General features: G+C 41.8%; 22 protein-coding genes. 20 read left to right on the top strand and 2 right to left on the bottom strand.

The window, feature by feature from the left end; genetic code table 11:
- Positions 1–38: 38 nt before the first annotated feature.
- Positions 39–473 carry a transcriptional regulator MntR gene (gene mntR / locus MHB38_RS11710; protein WP_003215946.1) on the top strand — a complete coding sequence of 145 codons (435 nt, stop codon included), beginning with the start codon at positions 39–41 and terminating at the stop codon, positions 471–473.
- A 102-nt stretch (positions 474–575) separates the two neighbouring features.
- Positions 576–1,451: a patatin-like phospholipase family protein gene (locus tag MHB38_RS11705; protein WP_341003462.1), complete on the top strand. Its 876-nt coding sequence runs from the start codon at positions 576–578 to the stop codon at positions 1,449–1,451.
- Here MHB38_RS11705 and MHB38_RS11700 read toward each other — a convergent pair.
- Together MHB38_RS11700 and MHB38_RS11695 are read right to left on the bottom strand one after the other, a co-directional pair.
- Complete coding sequence (locus MHB38_RS11700) at positions 1,448–1,843, bottom strand: SA1362 family protein (RefSeq protein WP_008342206.1); 396 nt, start codon at positions 1,841–1,843, stop codon at positions 1,448–1,450. The two genes, MHB38_RS11705 and MHB38_RS11700, sit on opposite strands and share 4 nt — an antisense overlap.
- Before the next feature lie 38 nt (positions 1,844–1,881).
- Complete coding sequence (locus tag MHB38_RS11695; protein ID WP_017357970.1) at positions 1,882–2,838, bottom strand: DUF1385 domain-containing protein; 957 nt, start codon at positions 2,836–2,838, stop codon at positions 1,882–1,884.
- Positions 2,839–3,059: 221 nt separating this feature from the next.
- On the opposite strand from MHB38_RS11695, the gene MHB38_RS11690 reads away from it, so the two are divergent.
- From MHB38_RS11690 to folD, 18 genes are all read left to right on the top strand, one after another.
- Positions 3,060–3,587, top strand: coding sequence for a YqhR family membrane protein (locus tag MHB38_RS11690; protein WP_017367582.1), 528 nt, complete (start codon positions 3,060–3,062; stop codon positions 3,585–3,587).
- Positions 3,588–3,696: 109 nt separating this feature from the next.
- Complete coding sequence (gene aroQ / locus MHB38_RS11685; protein WP_007501195.1) at positions 3,697–4,140, top strand: type II 3-dehydroquinate dehydratase; 444 nt, start codon at positions 3,697–3,699, stop codon at positions 4,138–4,140.
- On the top strand, positions 4,137–5,198 hold the full coding sequence (locus MHB38_RS11680; protein ID WP_017367581.1) for a M24 family metallopeptidase: 1,062 nt from the start codon (positions 4,137–4,139) through the stop codon (positions 5,196–5,198). The genes aroQ and MHB38_RS11680 overlap by 4 nt, the downstream gene beginning before the upstream one ends.
- 25 nt (positions 5,199–5,223) lie before the next feature.
- On the top strand, positions 5,224–5,781 hold the full coding sequence (efp, locus tag MHB38_RS11675) for an elongation factor P (protein WP_007501192.1): 558 nt from the start codon (positions 5,224–5,226) through the stop codon (positions 5,779–5,781).
- 375 nt (positions 5,782–6,156) lie between these two features.
- A complete protein-coding gene (locus MHB38_RS11670; protein WP_017367580.1) occupies positions 6,157–6,438 on the top strand; it encodes a YqhV family protein in 282 nt (93 codons plus the stop codon).
- A gap of 66 nt (positions 6,439–6,504) precedes the next feature.
- Complete coding sequence (gene spoIIIAA, locus MHB38_RS11665; RefSeq protein WP_083693024.1) at positions 6,505–7,428, top strand: stage III sporulation protein AA; 924 nt, start codon at positions 6,505–6,507, stop codon at positions 7,426–7,428.
- A complete protein-coding gene (gene spoIIIAB, locus MHB38_RS11660) occupies positions 7,422–7,937 on the top strand; it encodes a stage III sporulation protein SpoIIIAB (protein WP_007501189.1) in 516 nt (171 codons plus the stop codon). The genes spoIIIAA and spoIIIAB overlap by 7 nt, the downstream gene beginning before the upstream one ends.
- Positions 7,938–7,956: 19 nt before the next feature.
- Positions 7,957–8,163, top strand: a complete 207-nt coding sequence (gene spoIIIAC, locus MHB38_RS11655) for a stage III sporulation protein AC (protein ID WP_003153142.1) — start codon at positions 7,957–7,959, stop codon at positions 8,161–8,163.
- The gene (gene spoIIIAD / locus MHB38_RS11650) at positions 8,160–8,573 is read left to right on the top strand and encodes a stage III sporulation protein AD (RefSeq protein WP_087978339.1); all 414 of its coding nucleotides are present in this window, start codon (positions 8,160–8,162) and stop codon (positions 8,571–8,573) included. Before spoIIIAC ends, spoIIIAD begins: the two co-directional genes overlap by 4 nt.
- 19 nt (positions 8,574–8,592) lie before the next feature.
- Entirely contained in the window at positions 8,593–9,786 is a 1,194-nt protein-coding gene (spoIIIAE, locus tag MHB38_RS11645; RefSeq protein WP_017357967.1) for a stage III sporulation protein AE, read from the top strand.
- Positions 9,787–9,800: 14 nt separating this feature from the next.
- The gene (spoIIIAF, locus tag MHB38_RS11640; protein WP_007501185.1) at positions 9,801–10,433 is read left to right on the top strand and encodes a stage III sporulation protein AF; all 633 of its coding nucleotides are present in this window, start codon (positions 9,801–9,803) and stop codon (positions 10,431–10,433) included.
- A gap of 28 nt (positions 10,434–10,461) precedes the next feature.
- Complete coding sequence (gene spoIIIAG, locus MHB38_RS11635; RefSeq protein ID WP_370529232.1) at positions 10,462–11,097, top strand: stage III sporulation protein AG; 636 nt, start codon at positions 10,462–10,464, stop codon at positions 11,095–11,097.
- On the top strand, positions 11,097–11,729 hold the full coding sequence (locus MHB38_RS11630) for a SpoIIIAH-like family protein (protein WP_024718861.1): 633 nt from the start codon (positions 11,097–11,099) through the stop codon (positions 11,727–11,729). The genes spoIIIAG and MHB38_RS11630 overlap by 1 nt, the downstream gene beginning before the upstream one ends.
- Positions 11,730–11,923: 194 nt before the next feature.
- The gene (gene accB / locus MHB38_RS11625) at positions 11,924–12,406 is read left to right on the top strand and encodes an acetyl-CoA carboxylase biotin carboxyl carrier protein (protein ID WP_341003459.1); all 483 of its coding nucleotides are present in this window, start codon (positions 11,924–11,926) and stop codon (positions 12,404–12,406) included.
- An 11-nt stretch (positions 12,407–12,417) separates the two neighbouring features.
- Entirely contained in the window at positions 12,418–13,767 is a 1,350-nt protein-coding gene (gene accC / locus MHB38_RS11620; protein WP_008342217.1) for an acetyl-CoA carboxylase biotin carboxylase subunit, read from the top strand.
- 25 nt (positions 13,768–13,792) lie between these two features.
- Entirely contained in the window at positions 13,793–14,200 is a 408-nt protein-coding gene (locus MHB38_RS11615) for an Asp23/Gls24 family envelope stress response protein (RefSeq protein WP_017357965.1), read from the top strand.
- A 209-nt stretch (positions 14,201–14,409) separates the two neighbouring features.
- Complete coding sequence (gene nusB / locus MHB38_RS11610; protein WP_008342218.1) at positions 14,410–14,802, top strand: transcription antitermination factor NusB; 393 nt, start codon at positions 14,410–14,412, stop codon at positions 14,800–14,802.
- Positions 14,803–14,816: 14 nt separating this feature from the next.
- Positions 14,817–15,668, top strand: coding sequence for a bifunctional methylenetetrahydrofolate dehydrogenase/methenyltetrahydrofolate cyclohydrolase FolD (folD, locus tag MHB38_RS11605; RefSeq protein WP_007501171.1), 852 nt, complete (start codon positions 14,817–14,819; stop codon positions 15,666–15,668).
- Positions 15,669–15,705: the final 37 nt, after the last annotated feature.

The raw sequence follows: 15,705 nt of genomic DNA, 5'->3' as shown, positions 1-15,705 counted from the left end.
TATGATTATTAAGTAAAGGTGCATTTTGGAGGGGTTTTATGACTACACCTAGTATGGAAGATTATATTGAACAAATTTATATGCTGATAGAAGAAAAAGGATATGCAAGAGTATCTGATATTGCAGAAGCCCTCGCTGTCCATCCCTCCTCTGTAACAAAAATGGTTCAGAAGCTAGATAAAGATGAATACCTCATTTATGAGAAATATCGTGGTCTAATTTTAACCCCGAAAGGCAAAAAAATTGGAAAACGTCTCGTATACAGACATGAACTGCTAGAGCAATTTTTAAGAATCATTGGTGTAGATGAAGAGAAAATTTATGATGATGTAGAAGGTATTGAGCATCATCTCAGCTGGAACAGCATTGACCGCATCGGCGACCTTGTCCAATTCTTTGAAGAAAACGATGAGCGATCCGTTCAGCTGAAAGCGATTCAAAAGAAAAACGAACAAACAAATCAAGAATCTTAAGAAAAAGGACACCTGTCGAAGGGTGTCCTTTTTGAATATAGTTCTAATGAAAGGCAAATGCTCCTACACTATTAATAGTGTGACAGAAAAGGGGGCTCCTTGATGAAGATAGATGGTGTGTTCTCAGGTGGAGGCATTAAGGGTGCAGCACTTGCAGGCGCCTATGAAGCGCTTGAAGCAAGAGGGTTTCAATTTGTCCGTCTCGCTGGAACAAGTGCGGGAGCGATCATTGCTTCACTCATCGCAGCGGGTTTTACGAGTCAGGAGATTCGGGAGCTGTTAGACGAAATGGATGAGCATCAATTGCTTGATCGAAGGTGTCAATTCATCCCGTTTAAAATGCTCAGGTGGGTGTCTATTTATTGGCGTCTTGGCCTTTACAAAGGTGACCGTCTAGAAAAATGGCTGACAGACGTGTTAAAACGAAAAGGCGTCACCGTATTTGGGGATCTGAAAAAAGATACGCTCAAAATCGTCGCTTCTGATTTAACAAATGGCAAAATCCTTGTCCTTCCAGATGACCTTCCTTCCTATGGGTTAAATCCAGAACGGTTTTCTGTTGCCAGAGCCATTCGGATGAGCTGCAGTCTGCCGTATTTTTTCGAACCTGTCAAACTGAGGTCTTCAAAAGGAATTTGTACCATAGTGGATGGCGGAGTGCTCAGCAACTTTCCCATTTGGCTATTTGCAGAAGAGAAAAAAAGACCGTTTGTCGGTGTCACATTAACCCCAAACGAAAAAGAACGCCCTCAACATTCCATCCGCAATGCGTTTGAACTGTTTGGCGCTCTATTTGAAACGATGCGTGGTGCTCATGACGAAAGACATATTGCCACAAAACACGAACGTCATATTATTTTTATTCCTGTAGAACACGTCATTGCCACTGATTTTCAGCTGATGACAGAAAAGAAAAGGGCGCTCGTCGATCTAGGCAGACTGAAGGCCGAGCAATTTTTAAAGAGCTGGACATTTTAAAATAAGGCGCGATTTTTCTTTTTGTTTTTCTTGCCTTCAATCACTGTCAAATGTGTTTGGCTTTTCTTTTTGAGAAGGACGGGCTTCGACTTGTGGTCAGTCGGCACGCTTCGCAAATGAGTGACCCGGTTTTTCATCTGGCTTTTCGTTTTTGGTTTAGGCTGCTGGTAGCGACGTTTTGATTGTTTGACTGCTTTACGATAAAGATTTCCTTCTGTTCCAGTTCTTCGATTCATCAGCCATCTAAATAGGAAGAACATAACCGCTCCAATGATCACAACTGATAGCAGCATTGTAAAGAGTCTGCTTGGATTCGTTGTGAGTAAATACACAAATCCCAAAACACCTAAAGCGAAAATAATGGTAAAAGCAGGATGTACTCGGCGATTCATAACTGTCCACCTCCGAAAGAATTTACCGGATTTATAAACTAGATCACTTGATGAGCAGAATCTGATGCTTGTTTCGCAGATGCTTCCTCTAAACGAAGAAGTTCATTAAAACTTGCAATGGCTACCTCGACTTGATCATCAGAGGGTTCTTTTGTTGTGAGCAATTGCAGCCAAAGGCCAGGATAGCCAAGCACTTTAAGCACTGGCACATCACGGAGTTTGTTTGTGAGCTGAAGCACTTCAAATGAAATGCCCAAAACAACCGGAATAAGCGCCAGACGATTCAGAACTCTCACCCATAAAGGATCTGTCGGTACGAGTAAATAGACGAACATGCCGACAATGACAGTGAATAAAATAAAGCTGCTTCCGCATCGATAATGCAGGCGAGATTGGCTTTGGACATTTTCCACTGTGATGTCAAGATTCTGTTCATAGCAGTTTATGACTTTATGTTCTGCCCCATGATATTGAAATACCCTTTTAATTAAAGGGGTCATGGAAATAAAGTAAATATAGCCTAATAACAGGATCAATTTAAAGAATGTTTCCACTGCAATTTGTGCGAAGTTTCCAGAAAACACCGGACGCACAAGTTCGGCTAAAAAGACAGGCACTAAAGTAAAGACAAATTTACTAAAAAGAAGAGAGAGAACTCCGATCACAGCAATGCCAAAGATCATTGATAATTTCGAGCTTTTTTGTTCTTTTTCAAGAGAATGATCTTCAGAAGGATCTAAGTCATAGCGCTCGCTGGAGAAGTTTAAGTGCTTACTGCCGTTTGCGCTTGCTTCAACAAGTGCAGCAACACCCCTGACAAAAGGGATTTTCTTAAGAAAGGCGGTTCGTTTATTGGAGGTCCGGGGAAGCTTTAAAAACTCAATCGACTCATCCTTACGCCGAATCGCTGTCACATAGTTCATTTTACCTCCGAACATGACACCTTCCACAACTGCCTGCCCTCCATATGCTGGAGGTTTTGTTTGATTGGACATATTTCATCAACCTGCCTGTTTCCTGTAATTTACATGCATTTCCTTATACCTTTATTGTACAGGAAAAGAGGGGAAATCACTAGCTCACAGGTCGATTATCTACTAGAATTCTATCTACCTCTTTTTAGCCAGTATACCCTGTTATAAAAATTTTACACTCTCGCACGGAAATCCTTTTTTTTCATGACATTTTGGACATACTACTTGCTGGAGGTGTTTATATGAAACGTGATGAAAAGAAAAACCAAGAAGAAAAAAATCAATCAGTACAAACGTCTTCAATGGTGGCAAGGGCAGCAGCCACAGGTTTTGTCGGCGGAGTTTTTTGGGGCTTTATCGGATTTCTGACCCATATGTTTCATTTTTCAGAGGTGAGTCCAAATATGCTGTTGCAGCCATTTGTGCTTGGTGAATGGAAAAAAGGCGGACTTGGTACATTTATGAGTATTGTACTTTTAGGGATTTTATCTATTGGGGCAGCCTTTATTTATTATGGACTGCTCAAACGGATAAAAGGTTTTTGGATGGGACTGATTTATGGAGGGATTTTGTGGCTGCTTGTTTTTTATGTATTTAATCCTATATTCCCCGATGTGAAGCAAGTGCAAGATTTGCAGCAAAGCACCATTGTGACGACATTTTGCCTATATATTTTATATGGCATGTTTGTCGGATACAGTATTTCATTTGAATATAATGAATTAACGAGTCAGAAGCTTGCAAGGGCACTCGGGAAAAAGACAGAATAAAGTGTAAATCCACCATTCATATGATAAAATTATTTTTGGAAACGAAAGGTTTCTAAGGAAAAAGAAACAGACATCGATATAGAGTGAATTAGGGTGAAGGAGTGGTCATATGCCTCATTTTCTAGTGCTGAATGGGCCCAACTTAAATAGGCTCGGCAAGAGAGAGCCAGGAGTTTATGGAAGTAAAACATTAACAGATTTAGAAACGGATTTGTTTCAGTTTGCAGAAAGAGCAAATATTCAATTGACGTTCTTTCAATCGAATCACGAGGGAGATTTGGTCGATGCGCTCCATGAAGCAGAAGACCAGTACGATGGCGTCGTGTTTAACCCGGGTGCTTTTACCCACTATAGCTATGCACTGAGAGATGCCATTGCAAGTATTACGTTACCTGTCATCGAAGTACATATCACAAATGTTCATAAGAGAGAGGAATTCCGCCATCATTCGGTTCTTGCTCCAGTATGCCAAGGTCAAATCGTTGGACTCGGTTTAGAAGGATATAAATTGGCGATTCGTTATTTAGTCAGTGAAGGGGGAGCAGTATCATGAAACTTGAAAAACTAAGAAAACTTTTAGCTGAATTAGACATAGATGGTTTAGTGATTACGAGCAGCTTTAATTTACATTATATGACGAGTTTTACTGGATCAGCCGGTCTTGCCATCGTTTCAAAGGATCGTGCCGCCTTTATTACGGATTTTCGTTACACAGAGCAAGCCAAGGATCAAGTAAAGGGCTATGACATCATTGAACATAAAGGAAACATTGTGGAAACTGCTGTCCAAACGGCAAACGAATTTGGGGTGAAACGTCTTGGTTTTGAACAAAACCATATGACATTTGCCACCTACCAGCAGTACTCGGGGAAAGCAAGCGGTATCGAGCTTGTTCCAGTCTCAGAATCAGTTGAAAAGTTGCGCTTGATTAAGTCTAATGAAGAGATTAAGATATTAGAGGAAGCTGCGAAGATTGCAGATCGTGCCTTTGATCATATTCTCACGTACATCAAGCCGGGCCTGACAGAAATTGCGGTCATGAACGAGCTTGAATTTTTCATGAGAAAAGAAGGGGCAGAAGGATCTTCATTCGATATGATTGTTGCCTCTGGCGTTCGTTCAAGCCTGCCACACGGGAGAGCGAGCGAAAAGGTGATTGAATCTGGCGACTTGGTGACACTGGATTTCGGTGCCTATTATAAAGGCTATTGTTCAGACATGACAAGAACCATTGCTGTAGGAACACCAAGCGACAAATTAAAGGAAATTTATCATATCGTATTAGAAGCAGAAAACGCTGGTGTGGATAAAATCAAGCCAGGCTTAACAGGAAAAGAAGCTGATCGCATCACACGAGACATCATTGAAAAGTATGGCTACGGTCAATACTTCGGGCATTCGACTGGACATGGTCTTGGTATGGAAGTACATGAAGCACCTGGCCTTTCCTCACGCTCAGATGTCGTGTTAGAAGAGGGAATGGTTGTGACAGTTGAACCAGGCATTTACTTGCCGGATGTCGGCGGCGTGAGAATTGAGGATGATATTGTCCTGACAGCTGACGGCAATAAACGATTGACCCACTCACCGAAAGAACTTATCATATTATGATGGTGAAATGTAGGAGGATGACAAAATGATTTCAGTAAACGATTTTCGTACAGGCCTGACAATTGAAGTGGACGGCGGTATTTGGCGTGTAGTGGATTTCCAACACGTAAAACCAGGAAAAGGCGCAGCGTTTGTCCGCTCGAAACTGCGTAACCTGCGTACAGGTGCGATTCAAGAGAAAACATTCCGTGCAGGTGAAAAAGTAGCGAAAGCTCAAATTGAAACAAAAACAATGCAATATTTATATGCAAATGGCGATCAGCATGTATTCATGGATACAAGTTCATACGAACAACTTGAACTAAGCGAAGCGCAAATCAAAGATGAGCTGAAATATTTGCTTGAGAATATGTCGGTTCAAATCGTCATGTACGGTGATGAAACACTTGGAGTAGAACTTCCAAACACTGTAGAACTAGAAGTAGTAGAAACAGAGCCTGGTATTAAAGGTGATACGACATCAGGTGGATCAAAACCTGCAAAAACAGAAACTGGTTTAATCGTGAACGTTCCTTTCTTTGTGAACCAAGGTGATAAACTAGTGATCAATACATCTGACGGTTCATACGTTTCAAGAGCGTAATGAACGGAGAGAGACTGTAAACCTCGTGTTTACAGTCTCAGCGTGTAGGCAAACCCTCGCATTCTTTGTCAGTCCTGCGTGCTGGTGCTCACGAATGTCAAATTCGCTCCGCGCCAGTACTCGTTCTTCCTAGACTGCAAAGGTTTTCTATCACGCTGAAAAGAAGACAAAGGGATAAAATCAAGTTCATTTTATCCCTTTGTCAACTATCTGAGACTGTAAACTTCGTGTTTACAGTCTTTTTTTATTTGAAAAATAGGACGCCTCGTTATGACACCCCTTACTCTATTCTCTCATCCATCTCTCTTCCTTTTGAAAAACAAGACTACTTCTAGCTAGTGAAGCATATAGTGTAAAAAAAGCTGGAGGTTCTATATGAAACAATTTCTCCCGGGTATACACCCATCAGTCGCTGCCATGGCTGGGATGAGGTTTTTATCTGCCGCGATTGAACTGACGGCCGCCATCCTCATTTTAGTGACAAATGATGTGCGTAAAGCGGTTGTCATCAATAGTATATTAGCGATTATCGGGCCGCTCATTTTTATTATCACGATGACGATTGGAATCTATCAAATTGCAGGGCAGTTATCCTATGCGAAGCTTGTGTTTATTTTCATTGGTGTCGTATTTATTCTTGTTGGAATTTATAAGTGAAATGGCTTGGCATAATTAACGGCATGCATCATACATTTTAGAGAAGAAAAAAAGGAGGGGAATTCGTTGCGGAGTTTGTTGGATATTCTCCCGCACTCAATTGGACAAGAACTCAGCATGTTAAAAGAAGCAGAGTGGGCGCAAATAGAAGAAATCCGCATTCGCACCGATCGCCCAATTGAGCTGATGCAAGGAGGAAAACCCCGCTTTCTTTCCTATCATACAACAGGTGAAGATGCGGCTCAGCTATTAGGCAGGCTCAGTAATTACAGCATGTACACACTTGAGGAAGAGTTAAAACAGGGCTATATCACCATATCTGGCGGACATCGGGTTGGGCTTGCTGGAAAGGTCATCGTCGAAAATGGATTCGTCAAAGGCTTAAGAGATATTTCTTCATTTAATATTCGCATCGCAAAAGAGAAGATCGGAATTGCTCTGCCGTTTCTCCCTTATTTATATGAAAAACATTGGTGTAACACACTGATTATAGGTCCGCCGCAAACCGGGAAAACGACATTGCTGCGTGATCTAGCACGTCTTGTCAGTACAGGAACAACAACCATTTCTCCTAGAAAAACAGGGATTGTAGATGAACGATCTGAAATCGCAGGTTGTATAAGAGGAGTGCCGCAGCATTCTTTTGGGCACCGGATTGATGTACTTGATGCGTGCCCAAAGGCTGAAGGGTTAATGATGATGATCAGGTCCATGAGCCCAGAAGTCATCATTGTCGATGAAATCGGAAAAAGTGAAGATGTACAGGCACTGCTAGAAGCAATCCATGCTGGAGTCACCATTATCGTCTCAGCTCATGGGTATTCTCTTGAAGACTTATCTAAACGGCCATCATTTGAACCGTTATGGCAGCTTCGTGTGTTTGATCGATATGTGGAATTAAATAGAGAAAAAGGGCCTGGCACGATCGGACGGATATTTGACCAAGAGGGACAAGAGCTGAAGAGGAGGCGGGGAGTGGACGTATGTTAAAGCTTATTGGTGCTATTTTCATTGTTGCGGCTACGACATGGGGAGGATTCGAGTTTGCGAAGCGGTACAGTGATCGGCCAAAGCAAATCCGCCAGCTCCGGTTTGCACTCCAATCTCTTGAAGCTGAAATTATGTATGGTCAAACACCTTTAGCTAGAGCCGCTGACCAAATTGCGTCCCAAGTAGGACCGCCTGTGAATCGGCTATTTGAACAATTTGCAGAAAAACTCAACGTTGGAACCTTTTCTGCGAGGCATGCATGGAATGAAAGTCTAGAGGATGTATGGAAAAAAACCGTATTAAAAAAAGGCGAATATGAGGCGCTGAAGCACTTTGGAGAAACCCTTGGTCAGCATGATGTGACGGCTCAGCAAAAATATATCAAGCTAGCTTTAGGCCATTTGGAATCAGAGGAAAAAGAAGCTGAAGTTGCCCAAGCGAAAAATGAAAAAATGGTGAGAAGTCTTGGTTTTCTAAGTGGGTTACTACTGATTCTGTTATTGATGTGAGAAGAAGGGAGTCGAGAGCATGGGCGTTGATGTAAACGTCATTTTCCAAATTGCGGGAGTGGGTATCGTCGTGGCTTTTCTCCATACGATTTTAGATCAAATGGGGAAAAAAGAGTACGCACAGTGGGTGACACTGCTTGGATTTATCTACATTTTATTTATGGTTGCTACCATTGTGGATGATTTGTTTAAGAAGATTAAAGCCGTATTTCTATTTCAAGGATAGGGGAGGGCTTACAAATCGAAATTATTCAAATTGTTGGACTTGGTTTAATCGCTACTTTTCTAGCATTAATCGTCAAAGAACAAAAGCCAACCTTCGCCTTTATGCTTGTTGTGTTTACTGGGTGTGTCATTTTCCTTTATTTAATCGATCAAATCTATGCCATTATCTCCATGATTGAAAAAATTGCAGCAAGTGCAGGCGTCAATATGAAATACGTTGAAACCATTTTGAAAATCATTGGCATTGCCTATATTGCAGAATTTGGTGCCCAGCTCACAAAGGATGCTGGACAAGGCGCCATCGCTTCAAAAATAGAGCTTGGCGGCAAAATTCTTATTTTGGTCATGGCGGTACCGATTTTAACGGTCATCATTGAGACGATCCTAGGTATGATCCCGTCCATGACTTGATGGAAAAGAGGTGATGATGATGAAACGGGTGACAGCTGTGCTAGGGTTTATGATGTTCTTTTGGATGATCGTTCCGTATGCAGGTGCAGAAGAAAGTGTGCCTTTATCAAGTGAAGAACCGGTCGCAGAAGAAGTTGCGGGTGGACAGGCTGATGCCTTAGAGCTTCATTCTATCAGTGACTTTTGGGAAACGATATTGGACGAGTATGGCGGCTTTCTGCCTGAAAGCCAAAAAGGTACAGTGAAGGAAATGATCGATGGCGATAAAGAGCTGTCTCCCCAAACGTGGCTGAAGGCTTTTGTTCATTATCTGTTTCATGAGCTGATTGCCAATGGAAAGCTCTTAGGCACACTTATATTACTCACCATCTTTTGTTCGCTTTTGCAGCTTTTGCAAAATGCGTTTGAACAAAGCACTGTTAGTAAAGTTGCATACGCTCTTGTTTATATGGTGCTTATCATTATTGCATTAAACAGTTTTCATGTTGCGATCTCTTATGCAACAGAAGCCATTCAAACGATGACTAGTTTTATTCTTGCTCTTATTCCTCTTTTATTAGCACTTATTGCCTCATCAGGCGGGCTTGTCTCAGCCGGATTCTTTCATCCTGTGATTTTGTTTTTAATGAACACGAGCGGTGTTTTTATTCAATATGTCGTTCTTCCGCTCATCTTTTTATCAGCGATCTTGAGCATCGTCAGTACATTGACCGAACAATACAAAGTGACCCAGCTTGCCCAGCTGTTAAGAAATGTCGCCATTGGCGGGCTCGCTGTTTTTTTAACTGTATTCCTCGGCGTCATTTCTGTACAGGGGGCATCTGCTGCTATCACTGATGGAATCGCTCTTCGCACAGCCAAGTTTATTACCGGAAATTTCATCCCTGTCCTTGGCAGAATGTTTACTGATGCGACAGATACCGTTATCAGCGCCTCTGTGCTGCTGAAAAATACGGTTGGTCTTGTAGGCGTCGCCATTTTGATTTCAATTGCGGCTTTCCCAGCAATTAAAGTGCTGTCGCTCGCTCTCATTTATAAACTGGCCGCTGCGATTCTTCAGCCTTTAGGAGGCGGGCCGATTATAAGCTGCCTTGATGTCATTTCAAAAAGTGTTCTTTATATATTTGCTGCATTAGCTGTTGTATCGCTTATGTTCTTTTTAAGCATTACCGTTATCATCACAGCTGGCAACCTCACCATGATGATGAAGTAAGGAGGGGACACCATTTGAGTTTTCTCACAGAATGGATCACAAGTATTATTCTATTTATTTTATTTGCGATTGTGATTGATCTTTTGCTTCCCAATTCAAGCATGCAGAAGTATGCAAAAATGGTCGTCAGCTTATTGTTGATTGTGGTGATGCTTAATCCGATCTTTGCGTTATTCCGGGCAGATCCGGACCAAATTTTCTCAGAAATCATGAAAGGGAAGGACCAAGCGCAATCAGAAGAAATAAAAAATCAGATGAATTTAGAAAAAAAAGAAATACAAGCTTCACAGCGTGCATATATTTTAAAGCAAATGGCTGTCCAACTAGAAAAAAGCGCAAAGGAGCCACTGGAGAAGGAGAGCTATGAAATGAAACACGTAGAAGTGTTGGCAGATGAGGAGCACCTTGATCAGAATATGGAGGCAGATCAATTTCGCATCAAAGCAGTCCTTGTCCCGCTCACAGGTGATGCTGTAGAAACGGTGGCAAAGGTCGACATTGATCTCTCCAGGCAAAAGGAGGAAAGCGCCGGGGCGTCAGCAAAAGAGATGGCGAGGGTGAAAGAGACGCTTGCAGATGTTTGGAATACACGGCCTGAACACATTGCGCTCAACATTGAGGGAGGTGACGCAGCAGATCATGAATAACAAAGACTGGAGACAAAAACTGAAATCAATGTTCCAAGCACCTGAAAAAGGTGAAGGGAAACCAAAATTAACGAAGCACCATTACTTACTGCTTGTCTTCATCATCGGCGTGTCATTCATGTTAGTCAGTCAAATTTTGTCACCGCCATCAAGCAAACAAGAGGCTGCTGTTCCTGCGTCTAAAAAAACATCCTCAGAAGAGCAGGCGGTGTTCAAACCATCCTCTTCAGGTAAGTCAAACAACTCGATAGAGGATGTTGAACAAGAATACGAAAATCAGCTGAAAGAGATTTTAGAAACGATCATTGGTGTTGAGGATGTTTCCATCGTGGTAAATGTAGACGCAACTTCTTTAAAAGTGTTTGAAAAAAACAAATCCAATAAAAGCACTACGACCGAGGAAACAGACAAAGAAGGCGGCGTGCGAAGTGTCACGGATCAAACAAAAGAAGAAGAGGTTGTCATTATTAAAAATGGCAATGAAGAAACACCTGTTGTTGTCCAAACGAAAAAGCCAGACATTCGAGGTGTCCTCGTTGTTGCTCAAGGAGTAGACAACGTTCAAATAAAGAAAACCATCATTGAAGCGGTTACACGAGTGCTTGATGTACCGAGCCATAGAGTGGCTGTTGCCCCTAAAAAAATCAAGGAGGATTCGGAATGATGTTAAAAAAACAAACGGTTTGGCTATTAACGATGCTAAGTTTAGTTGTCGTATTAAGTGTGTACTATATCATGTCCCCGCAAGGTGAGAATGCTGTGACAGTAGAGGATACAAAATCAAAAGGAATGGAAGAGAAAAAGGCTGAGCCAGAAAAAGGGACTGATAAAGGAACCGAAAAGAATGCAGAAGAGAAATCAACTGACAAAGAAACCAATGCGAAACAAGAAGATGTTGAAACAAGTGGAGAAGAAGGAAAGGCTGTTTCAGAGCAGACCGACGATGAACTTTTCACAACCTACAGACTTGAACTGGAAGATAAGCGCAGCAAGCAGCGTGAAGAGTATAACGAAATCGTGTCTAGCGATGATGCAACAGCGCAAGAAAAAAGTGAAGCTTATGATCAAATGACAGCGCTTAGTGAGGCAGAAGGAACAGAGCGTCAGCTGGAGACATTAATCAAAACAAAAGGATATAAAGATGCGCTCGTCAGTGCAGAAGGAGATAAAGTGAACATCACGGTTCGTTCTGATAAAAAATCAAAGTCCCAAGCAGCAGATATTATTGATTTGGTCACAAAAGAAATGAGAGGGCTTGATAACGTAGCCGTCACTTTTGAGCCATCGAATCAATAAAAAATGCACAAGCGCCCTTTTCTGAAAAGGGCGTTTTTTCATGCGGGTTGACGCCCTTTTTCAGGTGCTTGCGCGAGGTGTCTCATCACATTAATAGTTGAATTCAACGAAATCCTCCTGTAAGATGGTTATAGTATGTACTTTTAGTACTAGCCTATAAAAAAAGATAAATCCATACATAGGGGTGCAAATCCATGTTAAAAATTGAAGAGATTCATGAACTAATTAAATTAATTGACGAATCAACAATTGATGAATTTACGTACGAAAATGAAGGCGCAAAAATCAAGTTAAAGAAAAATAAAGAAGTCGTTCAGCAAGTTGCGGCACAAGCACCAGTGGCTCCTGTCCAAGCAGCTCCAGCTCAACAAGCTCCTAAAGCACAAGCTCCAGCTCAGACCGAAGTCCCTGCACAAGAGGCAACTGCGTCTGAAAACCTGCATAAAATCACATCCCCAATGGTTGGCACATTTTACGCTTCTTCTTCACCAGAAGCAGATCCATATGTGACAACAGGTTCTAAAGTGAAGGAAAACTCAGTTGTATGTATCGTTGAAGCGATGAAACTGTTTAATGAAATCGAAGCAGAAGTAAAAGGCGAAATCGTCGAAGTATTAGCTGAAAACGGTCAGCTTGTAGAATTCGGACAACCCCTCTTTCTAGTGAAAGCAGAGTAAGGAGTACGATCATGATTAAAAAGCTATTAATTGCAAACAGAGGAGAAATCGCAGTTAGAATCATCCGTGCTTGTAAAGAGCTTGGAATTGAAACAGTTGCGGTATTTTCTGAAGCGGATCGTGATGCGCTGCATGTTCAAATGGCTGATGAAGCATATTGCATCGGACCGACTGCTTCAAAAGATAGTTATTTAAATGTGACAAATATTGTCAGTGTGGCAAAGCTAACAGGTACAGATGCCATCCATCCAGGATATGGTTTCCTTGCTGAAAATGCAGACTTTGCAGAGCTTTGTGAGGAATGTAATGTCATCTTTGTTGGACCAACTGCGTCAGCAATTTCCAAAATGGGAACGAAAGATGTGGCAAGAGAAACAATGAAGCAAGCTGGTGTTCCAATTGTCCCTGGTTCTCAAGGAATTGTAAAAGATCTTGATGATGCTGTTTCAACAGCAGCTGGTATTGGGTATCCTGTCATTATTAAAGCAACTGCAGGCGGCGGTGGTAAAGGTATCCGTGTGGCTCGCACAGAAGAAGAGCTCATTAACGGTGTCACCATCACGCAGCAGGAAGCAGCACAAAACTTCGGGAACCCAGGTGTCTATTTGGAGAAATTCATTGAAGACTTTAGACACGTTGAAATTCAAGTCCTTGCTGATCAGCATGGGAATACCATTCACTTAGGTGAACGTGATTGTTCTATCCAAAGAAGAATGCAAAAGCTTCTGGAAGAAACGCCATCACCTGCACTAAATGCAGATATTCGTGAGCAAATGGGTGAAGCTGCCGTAAAAGCAGCCGAAGCTGTTGAATACACAGGTGCCGGAACGGTTGAATTCATTTACGATTATAATGAAGAGAAGTTTTACTTCATGGAAATGAATACACGTATCCAAGTAGAGCATCCTGTAACGGAAATGGTCACTGGTGTTGATTTGATCAAAGAACAGATCAAAGTAGCTTCAGGTGAAAAGCTTTCCCTTACGCAAGAGGATGTCGTATACGAAGGCTGGGCGATTGAATGTCGTATTAACGCAGAGAACCCTGAGAAAAACTTCATGCCTTCTGCTGGTGAAATTAAAATGTACCTTCCGCCAGGCGGTTTAGGAGTACGTATTGATTCTGCCGCTTATCCTGGTTATGTGATTCCGCCATATTACGATAGTATGATTGCGAAAGTGATCACATATGGTAAAACGAGAGAAGAAGCAATTGCAAGAATGAAACGTGCGCTGCAAGAATTCGTCATTGAAGGAGTCTACACAACGATTCCATTCCACCTCAGATTACTAGAGCACGAAACATTTGTGAGCGGTAATTTTAATACGAAGTTTTTAGAAACGTATCAAATTATGAAATAATAACAGCTTTCGGAGGTGAATGATCGTGTCAGAAAACAATTTGCTTGAAATGAACCTTGATGAAGATCAATTGGGAAAAGTGCAAATTGCGCCAGAAGTGATTGAAGTCATTGCTGGGATCGCTGCATCAGAGGTCGAAGGAATTGCGGAAATGCGCGGCAACTTCGCTGCTGATGTGGCAGAACGCTTTGGGAAGAAAAATCACCGTAAAGGTGTGAAAGTAGATGTCTCTGATGAAGGCATCACAATTGATGTGTATTGTGTGGTTGAATTTGGCCTATCCATTCCAAAGGTATCCACTGCTGTTCAAGAAAATATCCGTCAAACCCTTTTAAACATGACGGCCTTAACGATTAATGAAATCAACATTCATGTCGTCGGCATTCAATTTGATACAAAAACAGCTGAAGCTGAAGTTGATCAAGAAATGTAAAAAGGGTTGAAGTGAAACCAAGGAGGCATTGCCTCTTTGGTTTTTTAAAGCCCATTTTTGGGAAAATTCCGCATGATGATTACGTCACGCATGGAGTGATTCGTTTTTCGTCACAGCTCGCATGGATCTTGGTGCGACTACGGTCAAAATATGTTATGATCTCTGTATGGCTTAACGACAAGCGGATAAAGTGGTTAAAGGAGTAAATAATGAAAAGAAGAACTGCAAGAGAAAAGGCGCTACAAACATTATTTCAAATTGATGTCAGCAATATTGATCCGAAAGAGGCCATTACACATGCGCTGGATGAACAAGAATCAGATCCTTTTTTCGAGGAACTGGTTTTCGGTGTGCTCGAACAAAAGGACAAGCTCGATGACATGATTTCACAGCATCTTGTGAATTGGAAACTTGATCGTATTGCGAACGTAGACAGAGCCATTTTAAGGCTGTCTGTGTACGAAATGGTATATCAAGAAGATATCCCGGTGAGTGTTTCAATGAATGAAGCCATTGAACTGGCTAAATTGTTCGGTGACGATAAGGCGCCGAAATTTGTAAATGGTGTACTTTCAAACATTAAAAACGACCTAAAGCAGTAATAGGAGGATTCGACATGACAGCAACAATCATCGATGGGAAAGAAACAGCAAAAGAAAAGCGTGAACAATTAGCAAAAGAAGTAGAAGAGCTAAAACAAAAAGGAGTCACACCTGGTCTTGCCGTTATTCTAATCGGTGATGATCCGGCTTCACTTTCTTACGTACGCGGGAAGAAAAAAGCAGCAGAAGCCATGGGCATGCATTTCCAGCTTGATCATTTAGATGCTTCTTTAACAGAAGAGGAATTGCTAAAGATGATTGATCAGTACAATGCAAATGATCAATTCCACGGAATTCTTGTTCAGCTTCCACTGCCAAAACATATTTCTGAAAAAGCCGTCATTGAACGAATTTCACCAGAGAAAGACGTAGATGGTTTTCATCCGCTGAATATCGGGAAAATGCTACTTGGGGAAGACACATTCCTCCCTTGCACACCAGCAGGTATTGTTGAATTATTGAACAAAACAGGTGTGGATCTCTCTGGTAAAGAAGTGGTCGTTGTAGGACGAAGCAATATCGTCGGCAAACCAGTTGGACAATTGCTATTAAACGAAAATGCAACCGTCACCTACTGTCATTCAAGAACGGCGAACATTTCAGAACATACGTTAAAAGCGGACATTTTAGTTGTTGCCGTCGGTCGAGCAAACTTTATTAAAGCTGACCAAATTAAAGAAGGCGCTATTGTCATTGATGTAGGAGTCAATCGTCTAGAAACGGGGAAACTTGTAGGGGACGTTGACTTTGAAGCAGCAAAAGAAAAAGCTTCTTACATCACACCAGTCCCTGGCGGAGTGGGTCCAATGACAATTACGATGCTTGCACACAATACGGTTAAATCAGCAAAACGTACATTATCATAAGCTTGATCCATTCATCCACCTGCGTGCTGCCGGTGGA

The sequence above is a fragment of the Bacillus sp. FSL K6-3176 genome, assembly GCF_038003325.1.
Taxonomy (GTDB): Bacteria; Bacillota; Bacilli; order Bacillales; family Bacillaceae; genus Bacillus; species Bacillus altitudinis.
The sequence above is the reverse complement of the archived record's forward strand: the minus strand, read 5'-3'. Positions and strand labels throughout refer to the sequence as shown.

Coding starts and splice junctions, on each gene's coding strand:
- MHB38_RS11705 (WP_341003462.1), top strand. CDS start 576: ATGAAGATAGATGGTGTGTTCTCAGGTGGAGGCATTAAGGGTGCAGCA.
- MHB38_RS11700 (WP_008342206.1), bottom strand. CDS start 1,843: ATGAATCGCCGAGTACATCCTGCTTTTACCATTATTTTCGCTTTAGGT.
- accB (WP_341003459.1), top strand. CDS start 11,924: ATGTTAAAAATTGAAGAGATTCATGAACTAATTAAATTAATTGACGAA.
- spoIIIAG (WP_370529232.1), top strand. CDS start 10,462: ATGTTCCAAGCACCTGAAAAAGGTGAAGGGAAACCAAAATTAACGAAG.
- MHB38_RS11695 (WP_017357970.1), bottom strand. CDS start 2,838: ATGTCCAATCAAACAAAACCTCCAGCATATGGAGGGCAGGCAGTTGTG.
- efp (WP_007501192.1), top strand. CDS start 5,224: ATGATTTCAGTAAACGATTTTCGTACAGGCCTGACAATTGAAGTGGAC.
- mntR (WP_003215946.1), top strand. CDS start 39: ATGACTACACCTAGTATGGAAGATTATATTGAACAAATTTATATGCTG.
- aroQ (WP_007501195.1), top strand. CDS start 3,697: ATGCCTCATTTTCTAGTGCTGAATGGGCCCAACTTAAATAGGCTCGGC.
- spoIIIAC (WP_003153142.1), top strand. CDS start 7,957: ATGGGCGTTGATGTAAACGTCATTTTCCAAATTGCGGGAGTGGGTATC.
- MHB38_RS11690 (WP_017367582.1), top strand. CDS start 3,060: ATGAAACGTGATGAAAAGAAAAACCAAGAAGAAAAAAATCAATCAGTA.
- accC (WP_008342217.1), top strand. CDS start 12,418: ATGATTAAAAAGCTATTAATTGCAAACAGAGGAGAAATCGCAGTTAGA.
- nusB (WP_008342218.1), top strand. CDS start 14,410: ATGAAAAGAAGAACTGCAAGAGAAAAGGCGCTACAAACATTATTTCAA.
- MHB38_RS11670 (WP_017367580.1), top strand. CDS start 6,157: ATGAAACAATTTCTCCCGGGTATACACCCATCAGTCGCTGCCATGGCT.
- folD (WP_007501171.1), top strand. CDS start 14,817: ATGACAGCAACAATCATCGATGGGAAAGAAACAGCAAAAGAAAAGCGT.
- MHB38_RS11630 (WP_024718861.1), top strand. CDS start 11,097: ATGTTAAAAAAACAAACGGTTTGGCTATTAACGATGCTAAGTTTAGTT.
- spoIIIAE (WP_017357967.1), top strand. CDS start 8,593: ATGAAACGGGTGACAGCTGTGCTAGGGTTTATGATGTTCTTTTGGATG.
- spoIIIAB (WP_007501189.1), top strand. CDS start 7,422: ATGTTAAAGCTTATTGGTGCTATTTTCATTGTTGCGGCTACGACATGG.
- MHB38_RS11680 (WP_017367581.1), top strand. CDS start 4,137: ATGAAACTTGAAAAACTAAGAAAACTTTTAGCTGAATTAGACATAGAT.